Here is a 21,512-nt window from a genome sequence, read left to right on the forward strand (position 1 = left end):
TTGCCCCGCTCAACCCCGAATCTCGGCGCGGGCTTCTTTGAGGTGGGTGTAACCACCCACCACACCCTCGTTCTGCCACCGTTCCACCGACAGTCGGGCAATCTCGTCAAGCGAGGTGAACGCGATATTGCCGAAATCAGCAAAGGTCCGGGATGGATCGAGCAGGATCGAAGGCGCATCGTCCGGGCCGAGCGGCTTCACTTCGGGCTCTGGATAGTCGTTGAGCTTCATGGCTTTCACGACAGCGTCGTAGAGTTCCTTGATCGCCACATCCTTGCCCGACGAGAAATGGTAGGTGCCGCCGCCCTTACCTTGCGCGGCTTCCACCACTACCTTGGCCAGATCGCCCGCATAACAGAAGTCGCGGTGTGCCGGCGTAATAAAGCACTTCTGCCCCTTTGATAGGCGGCTGTAGAAGATCGGCAGAGGACCCGAGACGTTGCGCGGGCCGATCACATTGGCGAGACGGAACGTCACCCAGTCGACGCCCGAGAACTGCACATAGTGCTCACCGGCCGTCTTGGAAATGGCATAGCTGGAATTCACGGGGTCAATCGGATGATCGAGACGGATCGGCTGGTGGAGCGGCTTGGTGCCGTAGCAAAGCGCCGTCTGGAAGTAGATCAGGCGATCAACCTTGTGGGCTTTGCAGGCCTTGGCAATGTTTGCGGTACCAACGGCGTTCACCAGAGCGTCCGTCCCCCAATCCTCGGGGTCCTTGTAGGAAGCCGCCGTATGCACGACCACCTGAGGCTTGAACTCTCCGAACAGGCGATCGATCAGCTTGCCGTCAACGATCGTATCTTCCACGAGGGTCAGCTTCGGATGAGCGGACAGGTTGTCCCGTCGGCCCGTCGCGAAATTGTCGATAGCCATGACTTCGTCGCCCCGAGCAAGGAGCATGTCCACGACCGTCGAGCCAACCTGACCTGAGCCGCCCGTTACAAAAACTTTCATTTCTCGCCCCTGAACTCTGAAATTACTGTGCCGCAACCATGTGCGGAGGTGTTTCGTCAACCATGCGCCTATAATCAGACGCGCGGTCATGGAAGATCTGATGCCACAACTCAAGGCTCAGCAATCCCCATGTCTTGCGGGAAAAGCGCTCGGCCTTGTCAAAGTTGCCGAGAATCACGTCCGTATCGAAATACGGCCGCGATCGGCTTTTCTGAGTGCTGAAGATATCCATTGTGAAGTCGCGCAGTTCACCCGAGAACCACTCCTTTAGCGGCACTGGGAAGCCCATCTTATCGCGACGGTGCATCAGTTCCTGAGGGAGTTTCTGACCAAAGGTCGACTTGACGAAGTGTTTCATCTGTCCGCCCTTGAACTTGATATCGGCCGGGATCGTTGCCGCGAATTCAACAACGGAATGGTCGAGCAAGGGTACACGCGATTCAAGGCCATGAGCCATCGACATCCGATCTTCCACTTGAAGGAGAGCGGGCAGGAGGCACTTGAAGTCGAAGTGCGTCATGGAGTCGAACAACGCCTCCTTGCGAACATTGCGCTCGGAATTGAATATCGATTGGAAGCGGCCAAAGACTGCTTTCCTGTCGATCATCGACCAGTCGACCTCGCTCTCCATATCGGTGGACCGGTCAACCAAGCGGAAGTACCGCTCATCCAGGGGCCCGAAGAGCCCCTTGGAAAAGAGTTGCCGGATGAGCGGTTTGTATTCCTGAAGAACGGTTAGATGCGGAATGATCGATTCAGGAGTTACGACGAAATTGCCGCCTCGATGCGTGCCATCGATCGCGGAACTGAGTGCCTGTTCGAAATAGGCAATCAGGTAGCGGGCATACCCGCCAAAGATCTCGTCGCCTCCTTGCCCGCCAAGCACCACTTTCACATGCTCCGCTGCAAGCTTTGAGACCATGTATTGCGGGAATGAACCCGGGCCGGCCACCGGCTGATCGAGATGGTAGATGACCTTCTCGATCGAATCTCGGAAGTCACCTGCAGTGATGTCGATCTGGTGGAGTTCGAGCCCGGCCTGCTTCGATGCGGCCTCGGCATAGGAGCTTTCGTCGTATCCGGGAAATTCCGTAAACTTCCCGTGGAATCCAACTTTACCGGAGGATTCCTCTCGCGCAGCCAGGATTGCTATCAAACTCGAGTCGATGCCGCCTGAGACATAAGCGCCGACGGGCACGTCCGACCGCAGATGCACGGAGATCGACTCCTGCAGGATCTCCTCCATCCGCTCCGCGAACCACTTCGGCGTGTGGTCGAAGTCAACGTTGTAGTGAACATCCCAGTAGCGGCGGATGCGAACCTCGCCCTTCTCGATAACGATCGCATGTCCCGGCAAAAGCACATGGACATGCTTGAAAAGGCTCTTGTCACCGATCGTGTATTGGAAGGTGAGATACTCGCCTAGAGCATCGGGGTCGGTCGCGATTTCCGGAAGAACGGGTAGAAGTGCTTTTATCTCCGAGGCGAAATAGAAGACTCCATCGACAACCGCGTAATAGAATGGCTTGATCCCGAAACGGTCACGCGCGGCAAATAGGCGATCGCCGTCCCAGATTGCAAAGGAGAACATGCCCCGCAGGTGGTCCAAGCAATCAGTTCCCCAACGATCATAGGCAGCAAGGATCGCCTCCGAATCAGATCGAGAGCGGAAATCCCATGAGCCCTTCAGTTCGTCCATGAGTTCGAGGTAATTGTAGATTTCGCCATTGAAAGTCAGTACGGCGCCGCTCGGTGCAACCATGGGCTGACGCCCTGTTTCCGAGAGGTCAATGATCGAGAGACGGCGGTGGGCCAACCCGCATTCGTCATTAGACGCCTGCCAAAAGCCCTGCCCATCGGGACCGCGATGGGCGATCAACCGACTCATCGCTCCTAAAACGGAAGGTAACCCGCGGATAGGTGTGCGATCCAAAGAGACCGCTCCAGCAATTCCACACATCTTGATCCAGGTCCTTCCTACTTCATAACATGCAAGGCACGTTTCGGGCTTGAACGGGTTCTATTGGAATCCGAATTTCATGTCACCCCAAGCCCTGTCGATTGTCCTATTATCTGGAGCCGCGCTTCGCAAATGCCCGAAGGACATGGAAATGGCCGGGAAAGGCCTGGAGTATTGTTCCCATACTCCGCTTCCGAGGCTTCCGTTTGGCCCCAGGGAAGCAGATCCTAGGCTTTCTTCACGCAACCCCATGACTCAATCTGACGTATTATAACCATCGAGCGGCGCTTAGCCTTGATTCGTGTCTACCACAGGAATGGCCTCAAAGGGCAGGTCCCTTGGATCCGCGCAGGCCAATCGTTGATGTTAGCGCACTCATGCGATAGAGCGGCACAAGGACCATCCTATAACGTGATTAAGTAACCTTAGTGACCAGCCTCCTCTTGCCGCCGCAGATGAAATATGTCAACTCAACAAAAAATCATAAGCCAAGAATAGGATGGCTCCGAGTAGGATTGATAGCCATTCGGCGCCACCAAGAAAGCGTTAAGTGCAGGATCCGGCAACAGCTGAGTGTACGTTGTCTTTGTTTGAGGCGTTTCCCAAAAGAAATGCTGCTGTCGCCAAATAGGAGTTCGTTTAATTTGATGAATTCCGCCACGAAAGTTATTCGATGTCTCAAGCTGCCCAACTGATAACGAATGGAAACGTATCCGAATACTGGAGCGACCACAACGTTACGCTGCATAAGCGGTTTTCCTCCCCGGAGGAATCGCTAGCGTATCTTGCGTGGCGAAATGATCAGTATCCGGGCTATATCGATCTGATGCCGGTCGCCGGACACGATGGCAAGCGGATCCTCGACTACGGATGCGGCCCGGGGCACGACCTCGTCGGGTTTTGCCATCACTCGCGGGAAGCCAAAGTCGTCGGGATCGATGTGTCTTTCCCCTCCTTGGAGGAAGCAGCATCGCGCTTGAATTTGCATAGCCATTTCGCCGAACTTGTTCATATCGGCACTGACACAAAAGAATTGCCTTTCGCCTCAAAGAGCTTCGACCTCGTGCACTCGTCAGGTGTTTTGCACCACACCCCTGACCCCGTGCTTATCATGCGCGAACTCCATCGTGTTCTCGCGGATGACGGCGAAGCTCAGATTATGGTGTACAATTACGAAAGCCTTTGGCTCCATCTCTACGTTGCCTTCATCAAGATGGCGACAGAGGGCCGGTATAAGGAACTCGACATCCGCGAGGCCTTCGCGAGGACCACGGATGGCGAGGATTGTCCGATCGCGCGCCCCTATCGACCAAGCGAATTTGCCGCCATGTGCGAGCAGGTAGGTTTCGAGGTGGTCTCGATAGGCTGTGCCGCGTCAGCATGGGAGCTTCATCTGTTCGCTCGCCGCTTTGAGGCGATAATGAACCCTGAATTGCGACCAGAAAGCCGTCAATTTTTGCTAAATCTGACAATCGATGAACGAGGCATCCCCCACCACGATGGCTTGGTCGCGGGTGTGGATCTCTGTCTGCGTCTGAAGAAAAAATGAAGATCTCAGATTTGTAAGCTTTCTGATGAGAGACGCTCGAGCAATCTGACCAGCCCATTCCCTGGAAGCTTAGACAGCAATGACTATGAAAAATTCTGGCAAACAACATCTGCTGATGGTCTGTTTTTTTGATCCAATTGGGATCTCGACCATTCGTGAGAATATTGCCCAGTGGAAAAACTACTCACGCCACAAGATTTCAGTCTTGAATCTCTGGCCTGGTGATGGGCGCAGTCTCCATATCCCTTCCAGTGTTGATTTAAACGATTACGCTGGCGTGATTGTTCACGCGACGGCTTGTTATAATCCGAAAAACCTTTGGTCCCTCGACGAGGATCTCAAAACAAAATTTGAGGATTATCGCGGCTGCAAAATCCTCATGAAACAGGATGAGCAATATCAAACCAATGAGTTCGTAAACTTCATAGAAGTTAAGAACGTCAATGTGGTACTGACTTGCGTTCCTGAAACTGAGATTCCTTCTGTCTATGGCCGCGTGCAATCAAGCGGGCGCATCTTCCTCTCGTGCCTGACCGGCTATGTATCAAACTTCCTCCGAGACCAGGCTCATGCCTTCGGAGGGGATCGCGCTATTGACGTTGGATACCGCGGCTCGACTCAACCGTTATCTTTTGGCCAACTCGGCTACGAGAAGCGCAAGATCGGTGCCGACTTCGAGCGGATCTGCAGGGCCAATGGCCTTTCCTATGACATCTCTAGTCGCTGGGCAGATCGATTTTCTGGAAACGACTGGTTCCGCTTTCTTGGTTCGGTTAAGGCAACACTGGGCGCTGAATCCGGTTCGAACCTCTTTGACTTCGACGGTCAGGTCGAGCGCCTGTGCAGGACGTTTGAGGAGAAGAACGCGGATCTCGGCCCCCTCTCTGACGAATACTTCCAGCGGGCTTATGACGAGTTCCTCCACCGCTTTGAAGACAACGTGATGTACGCGCAAGTGTCCCCTCGTCATTTTGAGGCGGCTGCGGTGAAAACGCTTCAAGTGATGTACGAAGGGACATATTCCGGTATCTTTAAACCATGGAAGCATTTCGTTCCGCTCAAGAAGGATTTGTCTAACGAGGCGGAGGTTGTCGCTGCAATTCGTGATGCCGGCTTGGTCAATGAGATTACTGAGCGGTGCCACGAGGAAATTATCTGCAACCCGGAATACCACTACCGGACTTTCGTCGAGCGTGTAGACAACGCTATTGAGGCGACAACCCCGGTGCTTTCGGCTGCAGCGGTATCAGCGTCAGGAGACCTTCCAATTCCGCCGCGCGTGCCGCCGCGTCCCAAGGCTTTTGTGATGATGGCACATGAGCCCCGTATCGATCCGCGAATTGAGTGGGTGGCCAAAGCGCTGGAGGAGCGCGGTTTTGAAGTCTGCGAAATCGGAACCTACCTCTGGAACAGGACCGGGGAGGGGCCCTCAATCGAGCAGGTTAACAAGCAGCGTCGGCGCGTCCGGGTAGAGCGTACGAAATTCGACGTGATGCCCGGAAGTCTGGTTGACCGCCTGGACCTCAATACAGGCGAGGAGGGCTTACTCTATTTGGATCTTCTCCGGCAGCAAAAACCTAGCGACGCATTACGCCTTGCGGAAGGCTACTCGGACCCTGAAAAAATCGAGAGCTTTCAGGAACTTTGCAGATATTTCCACAATACCAACATGGCATTGCTTCAAGCGGCGCGCTTGATTGGAGCGCCAGATGTAATTGTCGCGTGCGATCTCGAAGCTCTTCCTGCCGGGGTGATCGCCGGACGGGAGTTTGGCTGCCCCGTTGTGTATGACGCGCATGAGTTCTGGCCGTTTTCAGTGCCGGGCATGGCCGCTTGGGAGTGTCGTTTCTGGTCTGCAATCGAGAAATATTATGCAAGACTGGCGACGCATCGAGTGACTGTCTCAGATCACCTCGCCCAGCAAATGACCCAATACTACAACTTGCCCTTCGAAAGCGTTCCAAACGCAGTGCCGCTTTCGGAGGTCGAACCCCAAACCTCGAAGCCCAGTGTTAAGGTTCACGGCAATAAGGTTGTATTCCTGTTTCAGGGCAATTTCGCTGAACAGCGTGGCCTGGAACAACTGATTGCAGCTTGGCCGCATACGGATCCATCGTGCGTGCTATACCTTCGGGGGCCTGATAATCCGTTCAAGGAAAAGATCCTCCGTCTTGCGGAGATGAGTGGACTGCTCAATCAGCGTATCTTTTTTCCACGAGCCGTGGGCGAAAAGGAACTAGTGAATGCCGCTATGCAAGCAGATGTGGGGCTGATTCCCTATCAAGCGTTGTTGGCCGGGTATCGTTATTGCTGCCCCAATAAACTTTCGCAGTATATGGCTGCAGGTCTTCCGATCATTACAAATGAGCTCGATTTCGTGTCGGAAACAGTAAAGGCTGCGAAGTGCGGTCAGACTGTTTCGTTCGACGATAAGCTTAGTCTTGCTGAGGCTGTAAATGCTTATGCAGCCAGCGAGGAGCGACGCAAAGAACTCGGCCGAAACGCGAGAGCTTATTTCGAAAAGACATTCCATTGGGAGCGACAAAGCTCCGCCCTGATGGACAGGATTCAGCAGTTGGTCGGTCACTCCGAAATCAAAAGCGGAAATTTTGATTTCAGCTGGATCAATGATCAAGGTCCTATGCGTAAATTCAATACGCCAGCCTCACCGCCGCTCGTGCAGGAGAGCTTGCCGACTGTACCTGAAGTCAAGGATATTTCAGAGGATCTTCAATTGCGCTTGAGCGAACTGGAGGTAACGCTTGCAGATCGCGAAAAGGTTATAGCAAGTCTCAAAACCATTCGTGGAATCAGCAGATACGGTTACCGTTTCATCCGCAATAGGACGTTCAGACTGATTCAACGCAGCATTTCCCGATAGGGCGGGTGCACGTTACTCCGACTCATATCCTATGGACTGAATGTGATTGCGTCACTCATGGAGGAAGCCATTCTGTCGCGCCCGGGGGCATCTTGGCCCCAACAGCCACGTCGCCTTTCAATATGGCGGAATTGATCGGCTGATCGGGCGGCGCTCTGTGATGGCATCGTAGTGACTACGATGCCATTCCGGGGGGCTGGCTCCAGCGGTCAAGAAAGCCTGCCGAACAGGAGACATGAGAAGACAACCGCGCAGGAACTGGCGCAACAGTTCGATGTCCACCCGAACCAGATCGCGGAGCAGTTGGCATATTGGGGGGCCGAGCCAGGGGGGACTGCCCCGGCGGACGCGAGGACATTGCATGCCAAGATCGGGAAGGCGGTCCTTATCCAGGATGTTTTAAAGGCGCATGGCAAGGTCGGACTGTTGCCGAGCGTATACGGCGAGGATCGCCCGCAAGGCTTCGCCTGGCGCGACGGTGAGCGGGGTCTAGGCCTCGGCCGTGACTGCGTCACGTTCCTTCGACAACGCCTTCGCTAGTGCCCGACAGCATCGTAGCGTCCCCATATCCGAGTGCATGAAGGATTTCGTAACGGTATTGGCAACGCTCGAGCCTCTGGACCGGCATGTGGGTTCTGCCGGATTTTCGCGGAACTGGCGGGGGAGGGACCTGGGCCTGCGGATGAACCGATTGCAGTGTGATTCATTCGGACGATATTCCTGGAATCAGTCCTTCCATTCCATCCCGTTGCGGAGAGAACGAGCGATCCCGCTGGCCACTCTCCGGTGGTCCACGCGCGACCGCGGCAATCAGAAGTATCGGGGAAGCCATGCCATCTGCCGCTCGCTCCGAGGAAACTGGGCACTCATCGAGGTCTCCACCAATGGAGCCCGGACTACACCTCGGCACCAAATTATTACTCCCCAACCGAGGGGGGAGGGCGAGCCTACACGCTTTGCACCTGGGTTGTTTTCGAGAGGTGATCCTGTTAAGCCCAGCGCAACCCACAACATAGATTGTTCTATTGTATCATGAACCTACAAGGCTCTAAACTCGTCGTTATCGGTGGTGCCGGGCTCATCGGCTCCCATACAGTTGACCAACTGTTGAACGAAGATGTTCGTGAGATCATTGTCTACGACAATTTCGTCAGAGGCACTTCCCGGAATCTTTCGAATGCACTCAAGGATCCTCGTGTACGTATCTATGACGTAGGGGGCGATATCCTTCATTCGGACATCTTACGGTCGGCCCTGAATGAGGCTGACGGTGTCTTCCATTTTGCCGCTTTATGGCTTCTTCAGTGCCATGAATTTCCCCGAGCCGCTTTCGATGTCAATGTAAACGGGACATTTAACGTTCTTGAGGCTTGTGTTGCAGCGGGCGTAAAGCGCCTCGTCTACTCTTCTTCGGCGTCAGTTTACGGCGACGCCGTCTGCGAACCCATGACCGAAGACCATCCTTTTAATAATAAGAATTTTTATGGGGCGACGAAGATTGCCGGCGAGGCAATGGCTCGGGCTTATCATCACCGCTATGGGCTTAACTACGTAGGCCTTCGCTATATGAATGTTTATGGCCCACGCCAAGATTACAAAGGGGCTTACATTGCGGTCATCATGAAGATGCTTGACGCAATTGACCGCGGAGAAGGGCCGACGATTCTTGGCGACGGCTCAGAAGCCTTCGATTTTGTTGCAGTCGAAGACTGCGCCCGCGCCAATATCTGCGCAATAAAAGCAGAAGCCGTCGATGGCTTTTACAATGTGGGTACCGGGACACGTACTTCCCTCAAGGAGATAGCGGAGCGTCTTTGTCATCTCACGGGCTGCAATCTACCGATCCAGTACGCACCTAGAAGTCAGGCCACTCTTGTTCGCAATCGAATTGGCTCGACCGAACGGGCGAGGAAGGAAATTGGGTTTGATGCCCGCATTCCCCTCGATGAGGGACTGCGGCGCCTGATCGCGTGGCGTAAGTCTGAACTCAAGGCAGCGGTTAATTCTGATTGAATGTCATTGCGATACAAATGCGGCTCCTCTACGTGTTGCTCTAGTTCCGGCGGCCGTCGAATTTGATCGAAGGTGCCGAACCAAGCATCTGTCGACAGCTCTCTTCAAAAGGTCTTTGTCCAATGGAGCCGGTGATTGTTTTTGCAGCATTGACATCAGTTGCGTTTATCTCAGCGATTTTATTAGCTGTTTTTGTTTATTTTATTAGGAGGGGATTGCAGAATAAGTTGGGAAACCTGTTGCAATACCAAGAGAGTTTAAATCAAGACGCGGAAGGGTTGCATCGGGTAGTCGATGAATTTCGCGCGGAGATGCAAAATGCTTATGCGGAGATGCAAAGTACTTATGCGGAAATGCAAAATTCCTATGCGGAGATGCAAAATTTTTACGCGAAGATGCAAAAATCATACGAAGCTGAGAACGAATTGCATCACGAGATCCAGCAGTGTCTAGGCCGGCACTCACAGCGTTTAGACCAGCATTCCGCCCAAGTCAGTATTGATATCGAGAACAAGCACTCCACTTTCCGAAAAGAAGTAGCGGAAGAGATTCACAAGAGCTTCTCTGGCGAAGTGCGGGCCTTTTTTGCTCTCGCGGATAGGCACCGCGATGCCTGCATCGAAGAGCTGACAAGACATATTGATAGTATTTCTCAGTTGGAAAAAGCAATCTCGATTGAGAAGATGCCGATCTCAACTAGCTAAGCGATGATAATGAATAGTATGTCAATCATTGATATCGGGGTAGTGTTGTCTAGCGCACTAATTTTATGCGCAAATTTGTTTTATATAATTGTTTTCGGAGGCAAAGTTAGAAAAATACTTATTGAGTTTGATAAGAAGCAGGCGGCTCTCAATGACGCCGCATCTATGTTTCGTCAAGCCCAGGGCGGTGTGCTGGCTGGACTTCCCTTAGAGACGGCAAGTTTATCAGGTTTGGACATTGGGCCCTTGCGCAGCGGCCCGTCTTTTTCGAGCATCACAGGCGCCCAGGTGCTCCAAGGCCGCCTGGATGACGGATGTTCTCAGGTTGTTGCTAACGTGGATGATTTCCAGATCTCTGCGAGCAACGAGACCTACGCCGCCATGCGTCGTGAGATCGACGGTGATATTCAAGCATTTCGGATTTTCGTATCAGAGCGACTTCAGGCGCATGCATCCGCTCTTGAGGAACATGTCGCCAAACTGTGTCGCTATTACGCTCTTCGAAGAAACGTGAGGGAATCCGGGCACCGAAAGCTGAAGGCTTTGTTGTGCTGGACGGGCCAAGACCTCCCTACCTTGCTCGTGACTCAGCGCCGTGAAGATCTCATCTTAATCGCGATCCCCCGGGTTCCTGGGTTGTTTGACTACATCCACGGATTGAGTGCCCATGACGTAGACCGCCTTATTGACAATCGGGACGTTAAGCGCATCGTCTTATTTCAATATGGTTTGGGTCGAGCAGAAACTCCGCCTGTCGCATTCGACATTCCGGATAAAATTCCTCAAGCCATCTTTGGTGGCTTGAAGCGTCTAATACACTCTGGAAATGAAATAGGAAAAAAATCTGGAGAACTCACCCAGAGGGAATATTTCAGTATCTTGGCTTGGGCACGGAAGTACCCGGGCGTCATTGACTTTTTTGCTCCCTACATCTCGAAACGCCTGCGGACTGAAACGAGCATCTCTGACGCTCTTTCGTGTGTCATACCTTTTGATGCTCCGCAGAAACTTCCTTCGGCGTTGCCAGCTGAACCGCGTAAGAACTCGGCCTTATTCATTCATAATAGCTATTACCATTACAAATATCTTTCAGCTGCTTTACGCGATCGCGGTTGGGATGCGTTAAGTGTGGCCCTGGATTCTCCGGCCAGCACCGTAAACCAGTTCTTCCACGGCGAGGATCTCTCCCTATACGACCCAGACCCGGTCGCTATGAGAGAGAAAACCCGTACGTTCTTCCGCTCCATTCCCGAACGGTTCGGTGCGGTTCACTTTTACGGAAGGGGCATCTGCAGTCTGTTTCCGGAAAACTGGGAGAACTCCATCAATCCGCAAGCTATACCTTGGGATTTTCTTGAATTGCGTCGGCATAATGTTTTGATCGGATTCATGCCGGCCGGGTGCAATGAAGGGGCATCCCAGAGTTCGATACGAAAGCTGACGAACGGTATTTGCGGGCGTTGCGTATGGGAAAACCGTCCGGATGTTTGCAGCGACGCCATAAATCTGACTTGGGCCAGAAAACTCTCGTCGATCTGCGATGTGGTTACGCTGGAAGGAGATTTGGCTGTCGATGATCGCGTTGGGCCCATGTATGTCCGGCGCCCTATCGTAACGGCGTTGGATCCGGAGCTTTGGAAACCAGACCTGGCGATTCCAGAAGAACATCTGCTCTCACGGGAAAAAGATGAACTTGTCGTCTATCACGGGGTAGGGCTTTCCAAGCTTCGTCGAAACGGCGATCGCGATATCAAGGGCACCGGCGCGGTCATGGCGGCAATCGAGCGGCTTCGAAAGGAAGGAGCTGCTGTCCGCCTTTTTTTTGCAACGGATCTGCAGAGCAGGGATGTGAGATATTATCAGTTGCAGGCAGATCTGGTCGTCGATCAGCTTAACTATGGTCGGCTCGGCGCGAATGCCCGAGAAACCTTAATGTTGGGCCGTCCAATGGTCACTTGTTTGCGCCCTGAACAGGGCGAGCCTCTCTCCCCATTGCGTCCTATTGAGGAAGTGCCGGCCCTTCACGCGACTGAAGAAACGATCTATGAGGTCCTGAAGGAAATCCTGCTTGATCCGGAGCGTCGGGCCGCTCTTGGGAAGGCGGGTCGGGATTTCGCACTAAAATGGCATGCTGCCCCGGTTTGTGCTTTGCGGTATGAACGGATGATCAATCGTCTTCGTGCAGGCTTGGCGCCTGAAGCGGACGAAGTCTTTTCTTAAGCAGGAATCAGTTCACAATGCAGATTGCGCCCCTCCCGATTGCCAAGCCCGTCATGGGCGAAGACGAACTGGAAGCCGTCAAATCGGTTCTCGAGTCTGGGTGGCTGACGCAGGGGCCCTGGGTCCAGAAGTTCGAAACTGGCTTTGCCGAACGTCATGCGGTCGCTCATGCTTTTGCCGTAACGTCATGCACGACGGCGCTTCACCTCGCTCTCGTTGCGGCTGGCGTCGGACCGGGCGATGAGGTGATCGTCCCATCGTTCACCTGGGTTGCGACCGCCAATGTCGTTGTCCATTGCGGGGCAAAACCAGTCTTCGTGGATATCCGGGAAGATACCTACAACATCGATCCCGACGCCGTGGCTCGGGCGGTGACGCCACGCACCAAGGCGATCATTGTCGTCCATCTGTTCGGCCTTTGCGCGGATATGGATGCTTTGCAGACGGTGCTTCCTTCAAGCGTCATCGTGATCGAAGACGGCGCATGCGCCGCCGGCGGTGCGTACAAGGGGCGTCCTGCCGGTTCATTAGGGCATATCGGTTGCTTCTCTCTCCATCCGAGAAAATCGATCACCTGTGGTGAGGGCGGGGTCGTCACAACGAACGATCCGGATTTGGCTGCCGCCATTGACACATACCGCAACCACGGTGCCAGCATTTCAGAAGAGGTTCGGCACCGCGGACCCAAGCCTTATGAGTTGCCCGAATTCAAGGTCTTTGGCTTCAACTACCGTCTGACGGATATCCAGGCTGCCGTGGCCGCCACGCAGTTGACCAAGCTCGATCGTTTCATCGACGAGCGGGCTGCACTCGCGGATCTTTATGATTCCTATCTGCAGCGTTTCCCTTGGATCAGGGCTCCGATGCGCCCTGCGGATTACGGCCATGCGCTGCAGGCCTATGTCGTCATGGTGGATGAAGACCGGGCTCCTGCAAGCCGGAATGAAATTCTGGCGCACTTCCAATCGCTAGGCATAGCGGGTCGTCCTGGAACCCACTCCATTGTCGGCCTGGAAGCCTACCGGAAGGTTTATGGGACTAGCCCGGAAGATTGCCCCGTCGCCACGAAGGTCGAGGCGCAGAGCATAGCTCTGCCGCTGCACAATCATATGGGGCCGGGAGATGTCGAGCGGGTCATCCGCGCCCTTGAGACGGTGGCATGAGGCAACTTCAGCAGGCAGTTCTCTCTGAACGTGCTTCATAGGCAGTCAGTCCCGCGATGTGTGGTCTTGTCGGTATTCTCAATCGCGACGGTGCGCCGGCGCAAGAACGCATGGTTGTTGCCATGCGGGATTCCATCGCGCATCGGGGGCCCGATGGGAAAGGATCCTATGTCGACGGCCCGGTCGGCCTTGGGCATCGCCGTCTCTCGATCATCGACCTCTCGGATGCCGCTCGCCAGCCAATGATCTCGCCAGACGGGCGCATCGTGCTCGTTTACAATGGAGAGATCTATAACTTCAGGGAACTCCGGCGAGAACTGGAAACAGCGGGTTGGTCCTTCCGGACGCGATCCGACACGGAAGTGCTGATCGCCGGTTATGCCATCTGGGGTATTCGAGAGCTCGCTCGCCGGCTCGATGGCATGGCCGCTTTCGCTCTCTGGGACAAGGAACTGGGCAGGCTCCACCTGGTGCGCGACCGGTATGGCGTGAAGCCTCTCTATCTCTGGCGCACGCAACAATCGCTCGTCTTCGCGTCTGAAATCAAGGCATTCCTGGCCCACCCTGACTTTCAGGTGAAGGTCAACACGGCGGCTCTTCACGAGTACTTCACCTTCCAGAACCTGTTCCGGCCTCATACCCTTTTTGCCGGTGTCGAACAGCTTCCGGCCGCTACGATCCTCACATTGGATCGCGATGGAGAGCGAGTCGAAACCTACTGGGATTATGACTTCAGCCGCCGCATCGAGATCGGCGAGACAGAGGCTGTAGCAGAGCTCGAGCGCCTCATGGCCAAGGCCGTCGAGCGCCAACTCGTCGCTGACGTTCCCGTCGGGGCTTATCTTTCCGGAGGTATGGATTCAGGCACCTTGGTCGCCCTTGCCCAACCTCATCTCGGGCGCATGTCCACGTTCACGGCCGGCTTTGAGATGTCGAAGGTTGAGGGGATCGAGGCGACGTTCGACGAGCGCCGCGCAGCGGAACTGTTGGCCTATCACTGCCGAACGGAACACTACGAACAGGTCATCAATGCTGGCGATATACGGTGGGCTCTTCCCCGCGTAGTCTGGCATCTTGAGGATCTGCGGCTTGGGATGAGCTACCCGAACTACTACATTGCAAGACTGGCATCAAAATTCGTGAAGGTTTGTCTTTCAGGCGCAGGAGGTGACGAACTCTTCGGCGGGTACCCTTGGCGATACTATCGTGTGTTCCGTTCGCTCGATCAGGACGATTACCTCCGGAGCTACTATGGGTTCTGGCAGAGACTGACGACCGAGGCCGATCGCAAGTCCCTTTTCAACGCTTCTACCGACGACGAAGACGAAATGTTCAGCGTCTTCCGGTCCGTTTATGGGGACGCGAGCAACCTAAATTGCCAGGGTCCGGAAGATCATATCGCCAACTCGCTCTATTTCGAATCGAAGACGTTTCTCTCGGGCTTGCTTCTGGTCGGAGACAAGCTCGCCATGGCAAGCGGGCTCGAAGAGCGCTTCCCCTTCCTGGACAATGATCTCGTCGACTTCGCCATGCGTCTGCCGGTTCGTCACAAGCTCTCTGATCTCGAGCATATGCTGAGCGTTGACGAGGACGCGGTTCGTAAGAAGCTTCTGGCGCAAGACACCTTCTCGGGCGGCAAGAGCTGTCTGCGCCAGGCCATGATGCACGTGTTGCCGTCGGAGGTCATGGATCGCCGCAAACAGGGCTTCTCCTCGCCTGAAGGCAGTTGGTATAGGGGTGAAAACGCCGCCTACGTGAGAGAAATTCTCCTCGGCCGAGATCTTGCTTCGAGCGCGTATCTCGATCCGGCTTTCATTCGAAAGACCGTGGAGGAGCACATGAGCGGAGCGGCTAATCACCGCCTCCTTATCTGGTCGTTCCTGAGTTTCGAATGGTGGTGCCGAATTTTCCTGCGAGGAGAGCACTTAAATCTCCCACACCTAGCCAACTAGGTGCACCGTATGATTCCGCACTCCTCACCATGGATAACTGATGCTGAGGTCGACGCATGCTCGAGTGTCCTACGGTCCGGGCTGCTCTTGGGTGGGGCACTCGTAAACGACGCGAGCGCCAGCATCAGCGAGGCTTCAGGAGCAACTCGGAGCTTTACATTTCCAAGTGGCCGTTTCGCGGTTTATGCTGCGGTGGCATCGTTGAAGCTTCCGCGTGGAAGCAAAGTCATCGTCCAGACATATGTCTGCGATGCAGTTATCTGGGCGATCCAAACGGCTGGCCTTATCCCGGAATTTTGTGACATCGGCTCGGGCTGGTGCAGTACAGCCGAAACAGTGGAGGCTTGCTTTGATGAGAGGGTGTCGGCCATTCTGCTAGCCCCTCCATTCGGCATTTTTCAATCGGCCCAGCCTTATCGCCGTTTCGGTGTGCCGGTTATCCATGATCTATGCCAAGCTCATCCGCGTATCCTGGTAGACAGATGGGAAGAGGCGGGCGATATCGCCGTCCTGTCCTTTCACCCAACGAAGTACATTTGTGGAGGGGGGGGCGGAGCTGTGGCGGTCCGCGAGGAGCGCTTTGTGCTCTCGTTGGAGCATTTGGCACGTGAATGGCAGGACATTGCGGCTTTTGGCGAGCTTCAGGCTGCCTTGGCCATTACACAGCTGGGACGCTCGGAGGAATTCCGGAAGCGGCGTGCCGAGATCGCAGAGCGTTATCGCTCTGCGTTGCCGGGGGGGCTGACGACCATTCTCGACGATGCTGACGTGCCTTCAGCCGATCTGTTCCGCTTCGTATTGCGAGGCAAAATTGATTTCCAACTCATCCAAAGCGCTTTCGCTGCTGCCGGAGTTGCCGTTCGGCATGGCGTAGATCAATTGGCCCATCGCACTATGGGCATCAGCGACGACGGCTTCCCAAATGCTATCCGTGTCTTCAACGAGACTTTTTCTCTACCGTTTTATCCGAGACTCAGCGAGGAAAGTATTGAGAAAGTGATTGCAGCGGCTGGCAAAATTCTTGGAAATCATCATGCCCATTGAGATTTCAGTCGCTCCGCCTTCCATCGCGTATGCAGAGCTTGTTGCAAGGGTTCCCGGCCTCCTGATCCATGCATCGCCAGAATGGGCGGCTTTCACCCAGATGGCCTGCCCGCAGGCGCGGCCCGTGTACTTCCTGGCTTATAAAGACGGTCAAGCGGTAGGTGCACTGCCAGCGTTTGAAATGGACGGCCCGTGCGGAAAAGTCCTAAACTCACTCCCATACTATGGAAGCCACGGCGACCTCATTATTGATCCAACCGTTGAGCGTGGGCCCGTCGTGCAAGCGCTAATGCAGGCACTCGATGAGTACGTGCAGAAGCACAAAATCATGGCTTTTAATGCTGTAACCCATCCGTTCCGCAATGATAGTGCGGAGTTTTCCGCCTGCTCCAGAATGAAGCGTGTCGATGATAGGATCGGCCAGATCTCAACTCTTCCAGCGGGTACGGCTGGCTCTCTTGAAGAGCCGCTCTTGCAAATGTTCTCGCAGAAAACACGCAATCTCGCCCGTAAAGGACTTAAGTCAGGATTTACCGTTTTCCGTAGCGAAAAGGATGTTGATTTTCAGAATCTCCATGAACACCATGCGATTGGAATGGGTAAAATAAACGGAACTATTAAGTCAATAGATCAGCTTAAAACTTTAAAGCAATTGTTTGGCGACAATTGTCATCTTTACGTTGCCTATGCAGATGATATTTTTGCTGGCGGCCTGCTAACTTTAGTTTACCGAGATTGGGTTGAGTATTTTATGCCAGTTTCAGTCGAGGCGTATCGCAGCAAACAAGTCATTTCGGCTTTGATAGTTCATGCGATGATCGACTATGCATCGCGGGGGTATAGTTACTGGAATTGGGGTGGAACTTGGCGGAGCCAAGAAGGAGTGTATCACTTCAAAAAAGGCTGGGGCGCGAAGGATTATGTATACGGTTATTATGGTTATGCTTTAAAAGAAGCTTTCTCGGGCCTAACAAGAACCGAGCTTCTCGCCGCGTATCCAAATTTCTATCTCTTTCCTTTTTCCTCCGAAGAAACCTAGAATGCCACTAAATCTCGTTTATTTTTCGGGCGGACCTCGCGAGAGAGTTCTTCAGTCTATATTGAACGCTGGGCACCACGTTGAGCGTGTTTTTGTCAATAATCCGACGCGGTGGCCCAAAGTTCAGGCAACAATTGACCTGGCAACTGAGAAAAAAATACCTGTTCATGTCGTTGCAAATAAAGCTGATCTGAAAACTTTGATTCCGATTGTGGAAGGTAAAATTTGCTTCTCGGCGGGGTTTTCCTATCTGTTCGGGGTGGATTTTCTTTCTGCAGTCAAGGTGTGCATCAACGTTCATGGATCCTTGCTTCCCAAGTATCCGGGCGCGAGAACCCTTTCTTGGGCTATCGAGTACGGTGAGTCTGAGAGCGGTGTAACAGTGCATGTTGTCGACCAGGGGATGGACACGGGTCCAATTATCCTGCAAAGGTCTTTTCCATTATCCCAATTTGAAACGACGCGAAGCTTGGCCCGCAAAACGGCGGACTTCGAATCTAGCGTTGTTGTCGATGCGCTGCGGAAATTCGAATATGAAGGCATAGGTAGCGCTTCAGCTCAAGCCTCCTCGGAGGCGGTCGATCTTCCCAACCGTATTCCATCTCATTCCGAAATCGATCCAACTCAATCATTACTTGAGCTTTTCAATAAAATTCGGGCTGCTGATCCCGTTAATTATCCAGCTTATTTTTACCTGAACGGAGAAAAAGTCTGCATAAAGCTTTGGCGTCCTGATAAGCCTAGCGATGAATCAGACTTAATCTAAGAATTGAGCCATGTCCCGCGCTATCGCAATCACCTGTAGCGGCGTCAGCAAACGCTTTGCCCTCGTCGATCAGGGGAGCGCTTGGCGTCTTGCCTTCAGTGCGCATTCGGGTGTCCCTGTCTTCGAAGCCCTCAAGAATATCAACTTCGAGGTCCCTAAGGGCCAGTTCGTCGGCTTTCTTGGTCGCAACGGCGCTGGAAAATCGACCTTGCTCCGAACCATCGGCGGTGTCTATTCCGCTGATGGGGGACAAATCGCGATCAAAGGGAAACTGTCGGGACTCTATGAGCTTGGCCTTGTCGGCAATCCCCAATTGACCGGTCGGCAATACGCCGAGCGTCTCCTTACGATTCACGGCGAGGTTCGGCGCCGCCAGCAGGAGATGATTGCAGACATCCATGAATTTTCCGAACTGGGTGATCGCTTCGAGGACCCGGTTTTCACCTATTCGGCGGGGATGTCAGCGCGCCTGTTTTTCTCCACGGCCACAGCCGGGAGCTATGACGTTTATCTTCTAGATGAGGTCTTGGCCGTCGGAGATCAGCATTTCCAGGCCAAGTGTTGGAGGCGGCTGCGGGATCGCGTTTCACGCGGCGCGTCGGGTGTTCTCGTCACTCACGATTGGGCGGCGATCGTCAAGATGTGCGAGACGGCGCATGTCATAGATCGTGGCCAGATCATTTTCTCGGGACCCGCCGCCAACGCAAGTCGCTACCACCTCTATGGGGAAGACGCAAAGGAGACGTTCGAGCCTGGAATTGCTCGCTTCGTGGCGCGCCCTGAAGACCCCATGACAGCAAGGCCCGGTCAAGACCTGGTCATTCGCGCGGAAGCAGAAATCATGCAGCCCGCCAATGTTGGTGCGGTGGCGGTCATCGAGCGACTGCAGCCGGGATTTGGCTGGGAAACCGAGCTCATGTCCCGTGAGATAACGCCTGTTGGACAAAAGCCGGGACGATACATGGTCGAGGTTAGAGTCCCCCATCTTCCAATCGAGCGGGGCTCCTATCAGATCAGCCTCCATCTCGTGATGCCGGACCCGAAGCTACCAGGGCGGCGTGTGGCGCTCGACGGCTTCAGTTGGCTCAACGGTGATGGTTTGAGGCTAGAAGTAGAAGATCCGTTGAACCGGGAGGGTTTGACCCTTCCTGTCCGCTGGAAGGTCGCTTGCGCATGAGCGCATTCATTCGCATTTCCCATTTGTCCAAAGTGTTTGCCCTCGCCGAGCATGGCGGCGGGCCGGTATCGCTCATGGGTGCGCTCCGGTCCGGAAAGCGCGAAGTTGTCCAACGCGAGGTCCGTGCGCTCGATGACGTTTCCTTCGAAATCCGTGAAGGGGAACGGGTTGGCATCATTGGTCGTAATGGCGCGGGAAAAACGACTCTGCTTTCGATCCTGGCGGGTATTTCCGACCCAACCTCGGGGACGATCGAGGCAGAAGGTGACATCCATGCGATTCTGACGATCGGCACCGTTCTTCGGGAAGATGCCACAGGGCGGGAAAACATCTATATCGATGGCCTGTTCCATGGAAAGTCCAGAGCTGAAATTGATGATAGCGTTCAGGAAATTATCGACTTTACGGAGCTAGGCGAGTTTATCGACCGGCCTGTACGCACCTATTCCTCTGGCATGAAGGCCAAACTGGCATTTGCTTTGGGATCCGCCATCAAGCCGGACATCCTGATTATCGATGAGACTCTATCGGTCGGTGATGCGTTCTTCGCGGATAAAGCATCGCGGCGCATGCGGGAAATCGCGGATAGGGGCCGGATCGTTATCCTCGTATCGCATGGCTTGAGTTCCATCGTTGAGATGTGTGACCGATGCCTTTGGCTCGATCAGGGACGTCTCATCATGGATGGATCTCCCGCTGAGGTCACCCGTGCTTATCAAGCCAGCGTCCAGCAAGCGGATGAAGCGGAATTCAAACGCAAGTTCGAAGCTGGAGATCCGGTCGTGAGGAGGCCGGATCTTGGTCGCCTCGAACATCTAGGGCTGATTCAGAGGGCCGAAGAGATCAAGGCAACGGCATTGGCGTTCGAGCCACTTACCTTTCATTTGAAAGGACTTGTGACGGGCATGTCTCGCTCCCTCGACGCGCACTTACGCATCGTCAGGGTGGATGGCCGCACCCTCTGGGACGATCGCCTCTCAAGTCATGGCTTAGTTCTGCCCGCATGTGGATCTTTTGATATTGAGGTCGCTTTTGACCCCTTCATCCTAGGTGCGAACCTGTTTCGTATCGACGCCCAACTTCTGGATGAGGCCGGGCCGATTGACCAAATATCCCGGGCTTTCGAGGTCATCGACGAACATGGGCAGCATGGCGGTACACCGCTCCTATTTTATCCCCCTCTGATCAAAACTTGCTCTCTCAAGGATGTCTGAAATGGTGCTTGCCGGATTCGATCGCCGTGATCTAGGCATGATGGTGAGCCTAACCCGCATGTCGCTGACGGACCGCTATCTCGGATCGGCTCTTGGGCTCGCATGGGCGGTGCTGAGTCCGTTGGCGATGCTGGGGATATTTTGCTTTGTCTTTACCTATGTCTTCCCGGGACGACTTCCCGGACGCGAGGGGACCTTGCCGTTCCTTATCTGGCTGATTAGTGGCTACGGCCCTTGGCTCTCAATCAGCGAGGGACTGGGAACGGCGACAGGCTCCGTGGTGGGCAATGCCGGTATCGTCAAGAATATCGCTTTCAAATCTGAATTGCTGCCAATTGTCAGCGCGATAACCGGCCTCGTGCCTCTTGTCGTCGCCTTTGGTCTAATCGTGGTTCTTCAGGCATTTGGAGGGATTTGGCCCAGTCCTGCTCTCATCGCCCTACCGATCGCCATTATTCTCCAGATTGTCTTCGTGTCCGGTCTCGGCCTTTTTCTGGGAGCGCTCAACGTCTTTGTGCGAGACACGGCGCTCATTCTACCGAACGTGCTGACAATCATTCTTTTCGCATCACCTATCTTCTATCCGTTGTCAGCCTACCCGAAAGGCGCGCAGGCTGTCCTTGTCTACAACCCGTTCTATGTTCTAGCCGAGTGTTACCGACAGCCAATTCTGGAAGGTGCCCTGCCGCACTTATGGACGCTCGGTTACATGACGGTGATCTCTGTTGCCGTCTTCCTCGGCGGGCTATGGTGGTTTCGCCGGTTGAAGTCCTTTTTCGATACACGACTTTAACAAAAGGCCTGACGGAGTCGCCTTGCGCCATTGCGTCAGTCTGATGAAAATCTAAGTAAATTAGGATCGTGAAACGAGAT

Annotated in this window: 15 protein-coding genes; 13 read left to right on the top strand and 2 right to left on the bottom strand. The window is 54.2% G+C overall.

Translation table 11 applies throughout. The annotated features are described in order from the left end of the window. Positions 1 to 9: 9 nt before the first annotated feature. Positions 10 to 957 (bottom strand): NAD-dependent epimerase/dehydratase family protein, encoded by a 948-nt coding sequence (locus tag I2H38_RS01125; RefSeq protein WP_196269958.1) that lies wholly within the window; start codon positions 955 to 957, stop codon positions 10 to 12. A 22-nt stretch (positions 958 to 979) separates the two neighbouring features. After that, the gene (gene asnB / locus I2H38_RS01130; protein WP_196269959.1) at positions 980 to 2,917 is read right to left on the bottom strand and encodes an asparagine synthase (glutamine-hydrolyzing); all 1,938 of its coding nucleotides are present in this window, start codon (positions 2,915 to 2,917) and stop codon (positions 980 to 982) included. A gap of 673 nt (positions 2,918 to 3,590) precedes the next feature. Between asnB (I2H38_RS01130) and I2H38_RS01135 the strand changes: the two genes are divergently transcribed. The 13 genes from I2H38_RS01135 (at position 3,591) to I2H38_RS01195 (ending at position 21,432) form a co-directional block, all read left to right on the top strand. After that, a complete protein-coding gene (locus I2H38_RS01135; RefSeq protein ID WP_196269960.1) occupies positions 3,591 to 4,466 on the top strand; it encodes a class I SAM-dependent methyltransferase in 876 nt (291 codons plus the stop codon). A gap of 79 nt (positions 4,467 to 4,545) precedes the next feature. Further along, positions 4,546 to 7,347: a glycosyltransferase family 4 protein gene (locus tag I2H38_RS01140; RefSeq protein ID WP_196269961.1), complete on the top strand. Its 2,802-nt coding sequence runs from the start codon at positions 4,546 to 4,548 to the stop codon at positions 7,345 to 7,347. Between the two features lie 1,032 nt (positions 7,348 to 8,379). After that, on the top strand, positions 8,380 to 9,360 hold the full coding sequence (locus I2H38_RS01145; protein WP_196269962.1) for an NAD-dependent epimerase/dehydratase family protein: 981 nt from the start codon (positions 8,380 to 8,382) through the stop codon (positions 9,358 to 9,360). 122 nt (positions 9,361 to 9,482) lie between these two features. Further along, positions 9,483 to 10,064, top strand: a complete 582-nt coding sequence (locus tag I2H38_RS01150) for a coiled-coil domain-containing protein (protein WP_196269963.1) — start codon at positions 9,483 to 9,485, stop codon at positions 10,062 to 10,064. Positions 10,065 to 10,082: 18 nt separating this feature from the next. Next, the gene (locus tag I2H38_RS01155; protein WP_196269964.1) at positions 10,083 to 12,284 is read left to right on the top strand and encodes a glycosyltransferase; all 2,202 of its coding nucleotides are present in this window, start codon (positions 10,083 to 10,085) and stop codon (positions 12,282 to 12,284) included. Positions 12,285 to 12,301: 17 nt separating this feature from the next. Further along, positions 12,302 to 13,447, top strand: a complete 1,146-nt coding sequence (locus I2H38_RS01160) for a DegT/DnrJ/EryC1/StrS family aminotransferase (RefSeq protein ID WP_196269965.1) — start codon at positions 12,302 to 12,304, stop codon at positions 13,445 to 13,447. A gap of 56 nt (positions 13,448 to 13,503) precedes the next feature. Next, positions 13,504 to 15,399, top strand: a complete 1,896-nt coding sequence (gene asnB / locus I2H38_RS01165; RefSeq protein ID WP_196269966.1) for an asparagine synthase (glutamine-hydrolyzing) — start codon at positions 13,504 to 13,506, stop codon at positions 15,397 to 15,399. A gap of 9 nt (positions 15,400 to 15,408) precedes the next feature. Then, positions 15,409 to 16,443 carry a DegT/DnrJ/EryC1/StrS family aminotransferase gene (locus I2H38_RS01170; protein ID WP_196269967.1) on the top strand — a complete coding sequence of 345 codons (1,035 nt, stop codon included), beginning with the start codon at positions 15,409 to 15,411 and terminating at the stop codon, positions 16,441 to 16,443. After that, positions 16,433 to 17,482, top strand: a complete 1,050-nt coding sequence (locus I2H38_RS01175) for a GNAT family N-acetyltransferase (RefSeq protein ID WP_210324635.1) — start codon at positions 16,433 to 16,435, stop codon at positions 17,480 to 17,482. The genes I2H38_RS01170 and I2H38_RS01175 overlap by 11 nt, the downstream gene beginning before the upstream one ends. A 1-nt stretch (position 17,483) precedes the next feature. Next, entirely contained in the window at positions 17,484 to 18,248 is a 765-nt protein-coding gene (locus I2H38_RS01180) for a methionyl-tRNA formyltransferase (RefSeq protein ID WP_196269969.1), read from the top strand. Positions 18,249 to 18,258: 10 nt separating this feature from the next. Continuing rightward, a complete protein-coding gene (locus I2H38_RS01185) occupies positions 18,259 to 19,425 on the top strand; it encodes an ABC transporter ATP-binding protein (protein WP_196269970.1) in 1,167 nt (388 codons plus the stop codon). Beyond that, entirely contained in the window at positions 19,422 to 20,639 is a 1,218-nt protein-coding gene (locus I2H38_RS01190) for an ABC transporter ATP-binding protein (protein ID WP_196269971.1), read from the top strand. Before I2H38_RS01185 ends, I2H38_RS01190 begins: the two co-directional genes overlap by 4 nt. A 1-nt stretch (position 20,640) precedes the next feature. Beyond that, positions 20,641 to 21,432, top strand: coding sequence for an ABC transporter permease (locus tag I2H38_RS01195; protein WP_196269972.1), 792 nt, complete (start codon positions 20,641 to 20,643; stop codon positions 21,430 to 21,432). Positions 21,433 to 21,512 lie beyond the last annotated feature (80 nt).

The organism is Microvirga alba (genome assembly GCF_015694465.1).
Taxonomy (GTDB): domain Bacteria; phylum Pseudomonadota; class Alphaproteobacteria; order Rhizobiales; family Beijerinckiaceae; genus Microvirga; species Microvirga alba.

Bases quoted from the DNA above. Each gene is read 5' to 3' on its own strand.
- I2H38_RS01160 (WP_196269965.1), top strand. From the start codon at position 12,302: ATGCAGATTGCGCCCCTCCCGATTGCCAAGCCCGTCATGGGCGAAGAC.
- I2H38_RS01190 (WP_196269971.1), top strand. From the start codon at position 19,422: ATGAGCGCATTCATTCGCATTTCCCATTTGTCCAAAGTGTTTGCCCTC.
- I2H38_RS01125 (WP_196269958.1), bottom strand. From the start codon at position 957: ATGAAAGTTTTTGTAACGGGCGGCTCAGGTCAGGTTGGCTCGACGGTC.
- I2H38_RS01140 (WP_196269961.1), top strand. From the start codon at position 4,546: ATGACTATGAAAAATTCTGGCAAACAACATCTGCTGATGGTCTGTTTT.
- I2H38_RS01135 (WP_196269960.1), top strand. From the start codon at position 3,591: ATGTCTCAAGCTGCCCAACTGATAACGAATGGAAACGTATCCGAATAC.
- I2H38_RS01150 (WP_196269963.1), top strand. From the start codon at position 9,483: ATGGAGCCGGTGATTGTTTTTGCAGCATTGACATCAGTTGCGTTTATC.
- I2H38_RS01175 (WP_210324635.1), top strand. From the start codon at position 16,433: ATGCCCATTGAGATTTCAGTCGCTCCGCCTTCCATCGCGTATGCAGAG.
- asnB (WP_196269966.1), top strand. From the start codon at position 13,504: ATGTGTGGTCTTGTCGGTATTCTCAATCGCGACGGTGCGCCGGCGCAA.
- I2H38_RS01180 (WP_196269969.1), top strand. From the start codon at position 17,484: ATGCCACTAAATCTCGTTTATTTTTCGGGCGGACCTCGCGAGAGAGTT.
- asnB (WP_196269959.1), bottom strand. From the start codon at position 2,917: ATGTGTGGAATTGCTGGAGCGGTCTCTTTGGATCGCACACCTATCCGC.
- I2H38_RS01145 (WP_196269962.1), top strand. From the start codon at position 8,380: ATGAACCTACAAGGCTCTAAACTCGTCGTTATCGGTGGTGCCGGGCTC.
- I2H38_RS01195 (WP_196269972.1), top strand. From the start codon at position 20,641: ATGGTGCTTGCCGGATTCGATCGCCGTGATCTAGGCATGATGGTGAGC.
- I2H38_RS01155 (WP_196269964.1), top strand. From the start codon at position 10,083: ATGTCAATCATTGATATCGGGGTAGTGTTGTCTAGCGCACTAATTTTA.
- I2H38_RS01170 (WP_196269967.1), top strand. From the start codon at position 15,409: ATGATTCCGCACTCCTCACCATGGATAACTGATGCTGAGGTCGACGCA.
- I2H38_RS01185 (WP_196269970.1), top strand. From the start codon at position 18,259: ATGTCCCGCGCTATCGCAATCACCTGTAGCGGCGTCAGCAAACGCTTT.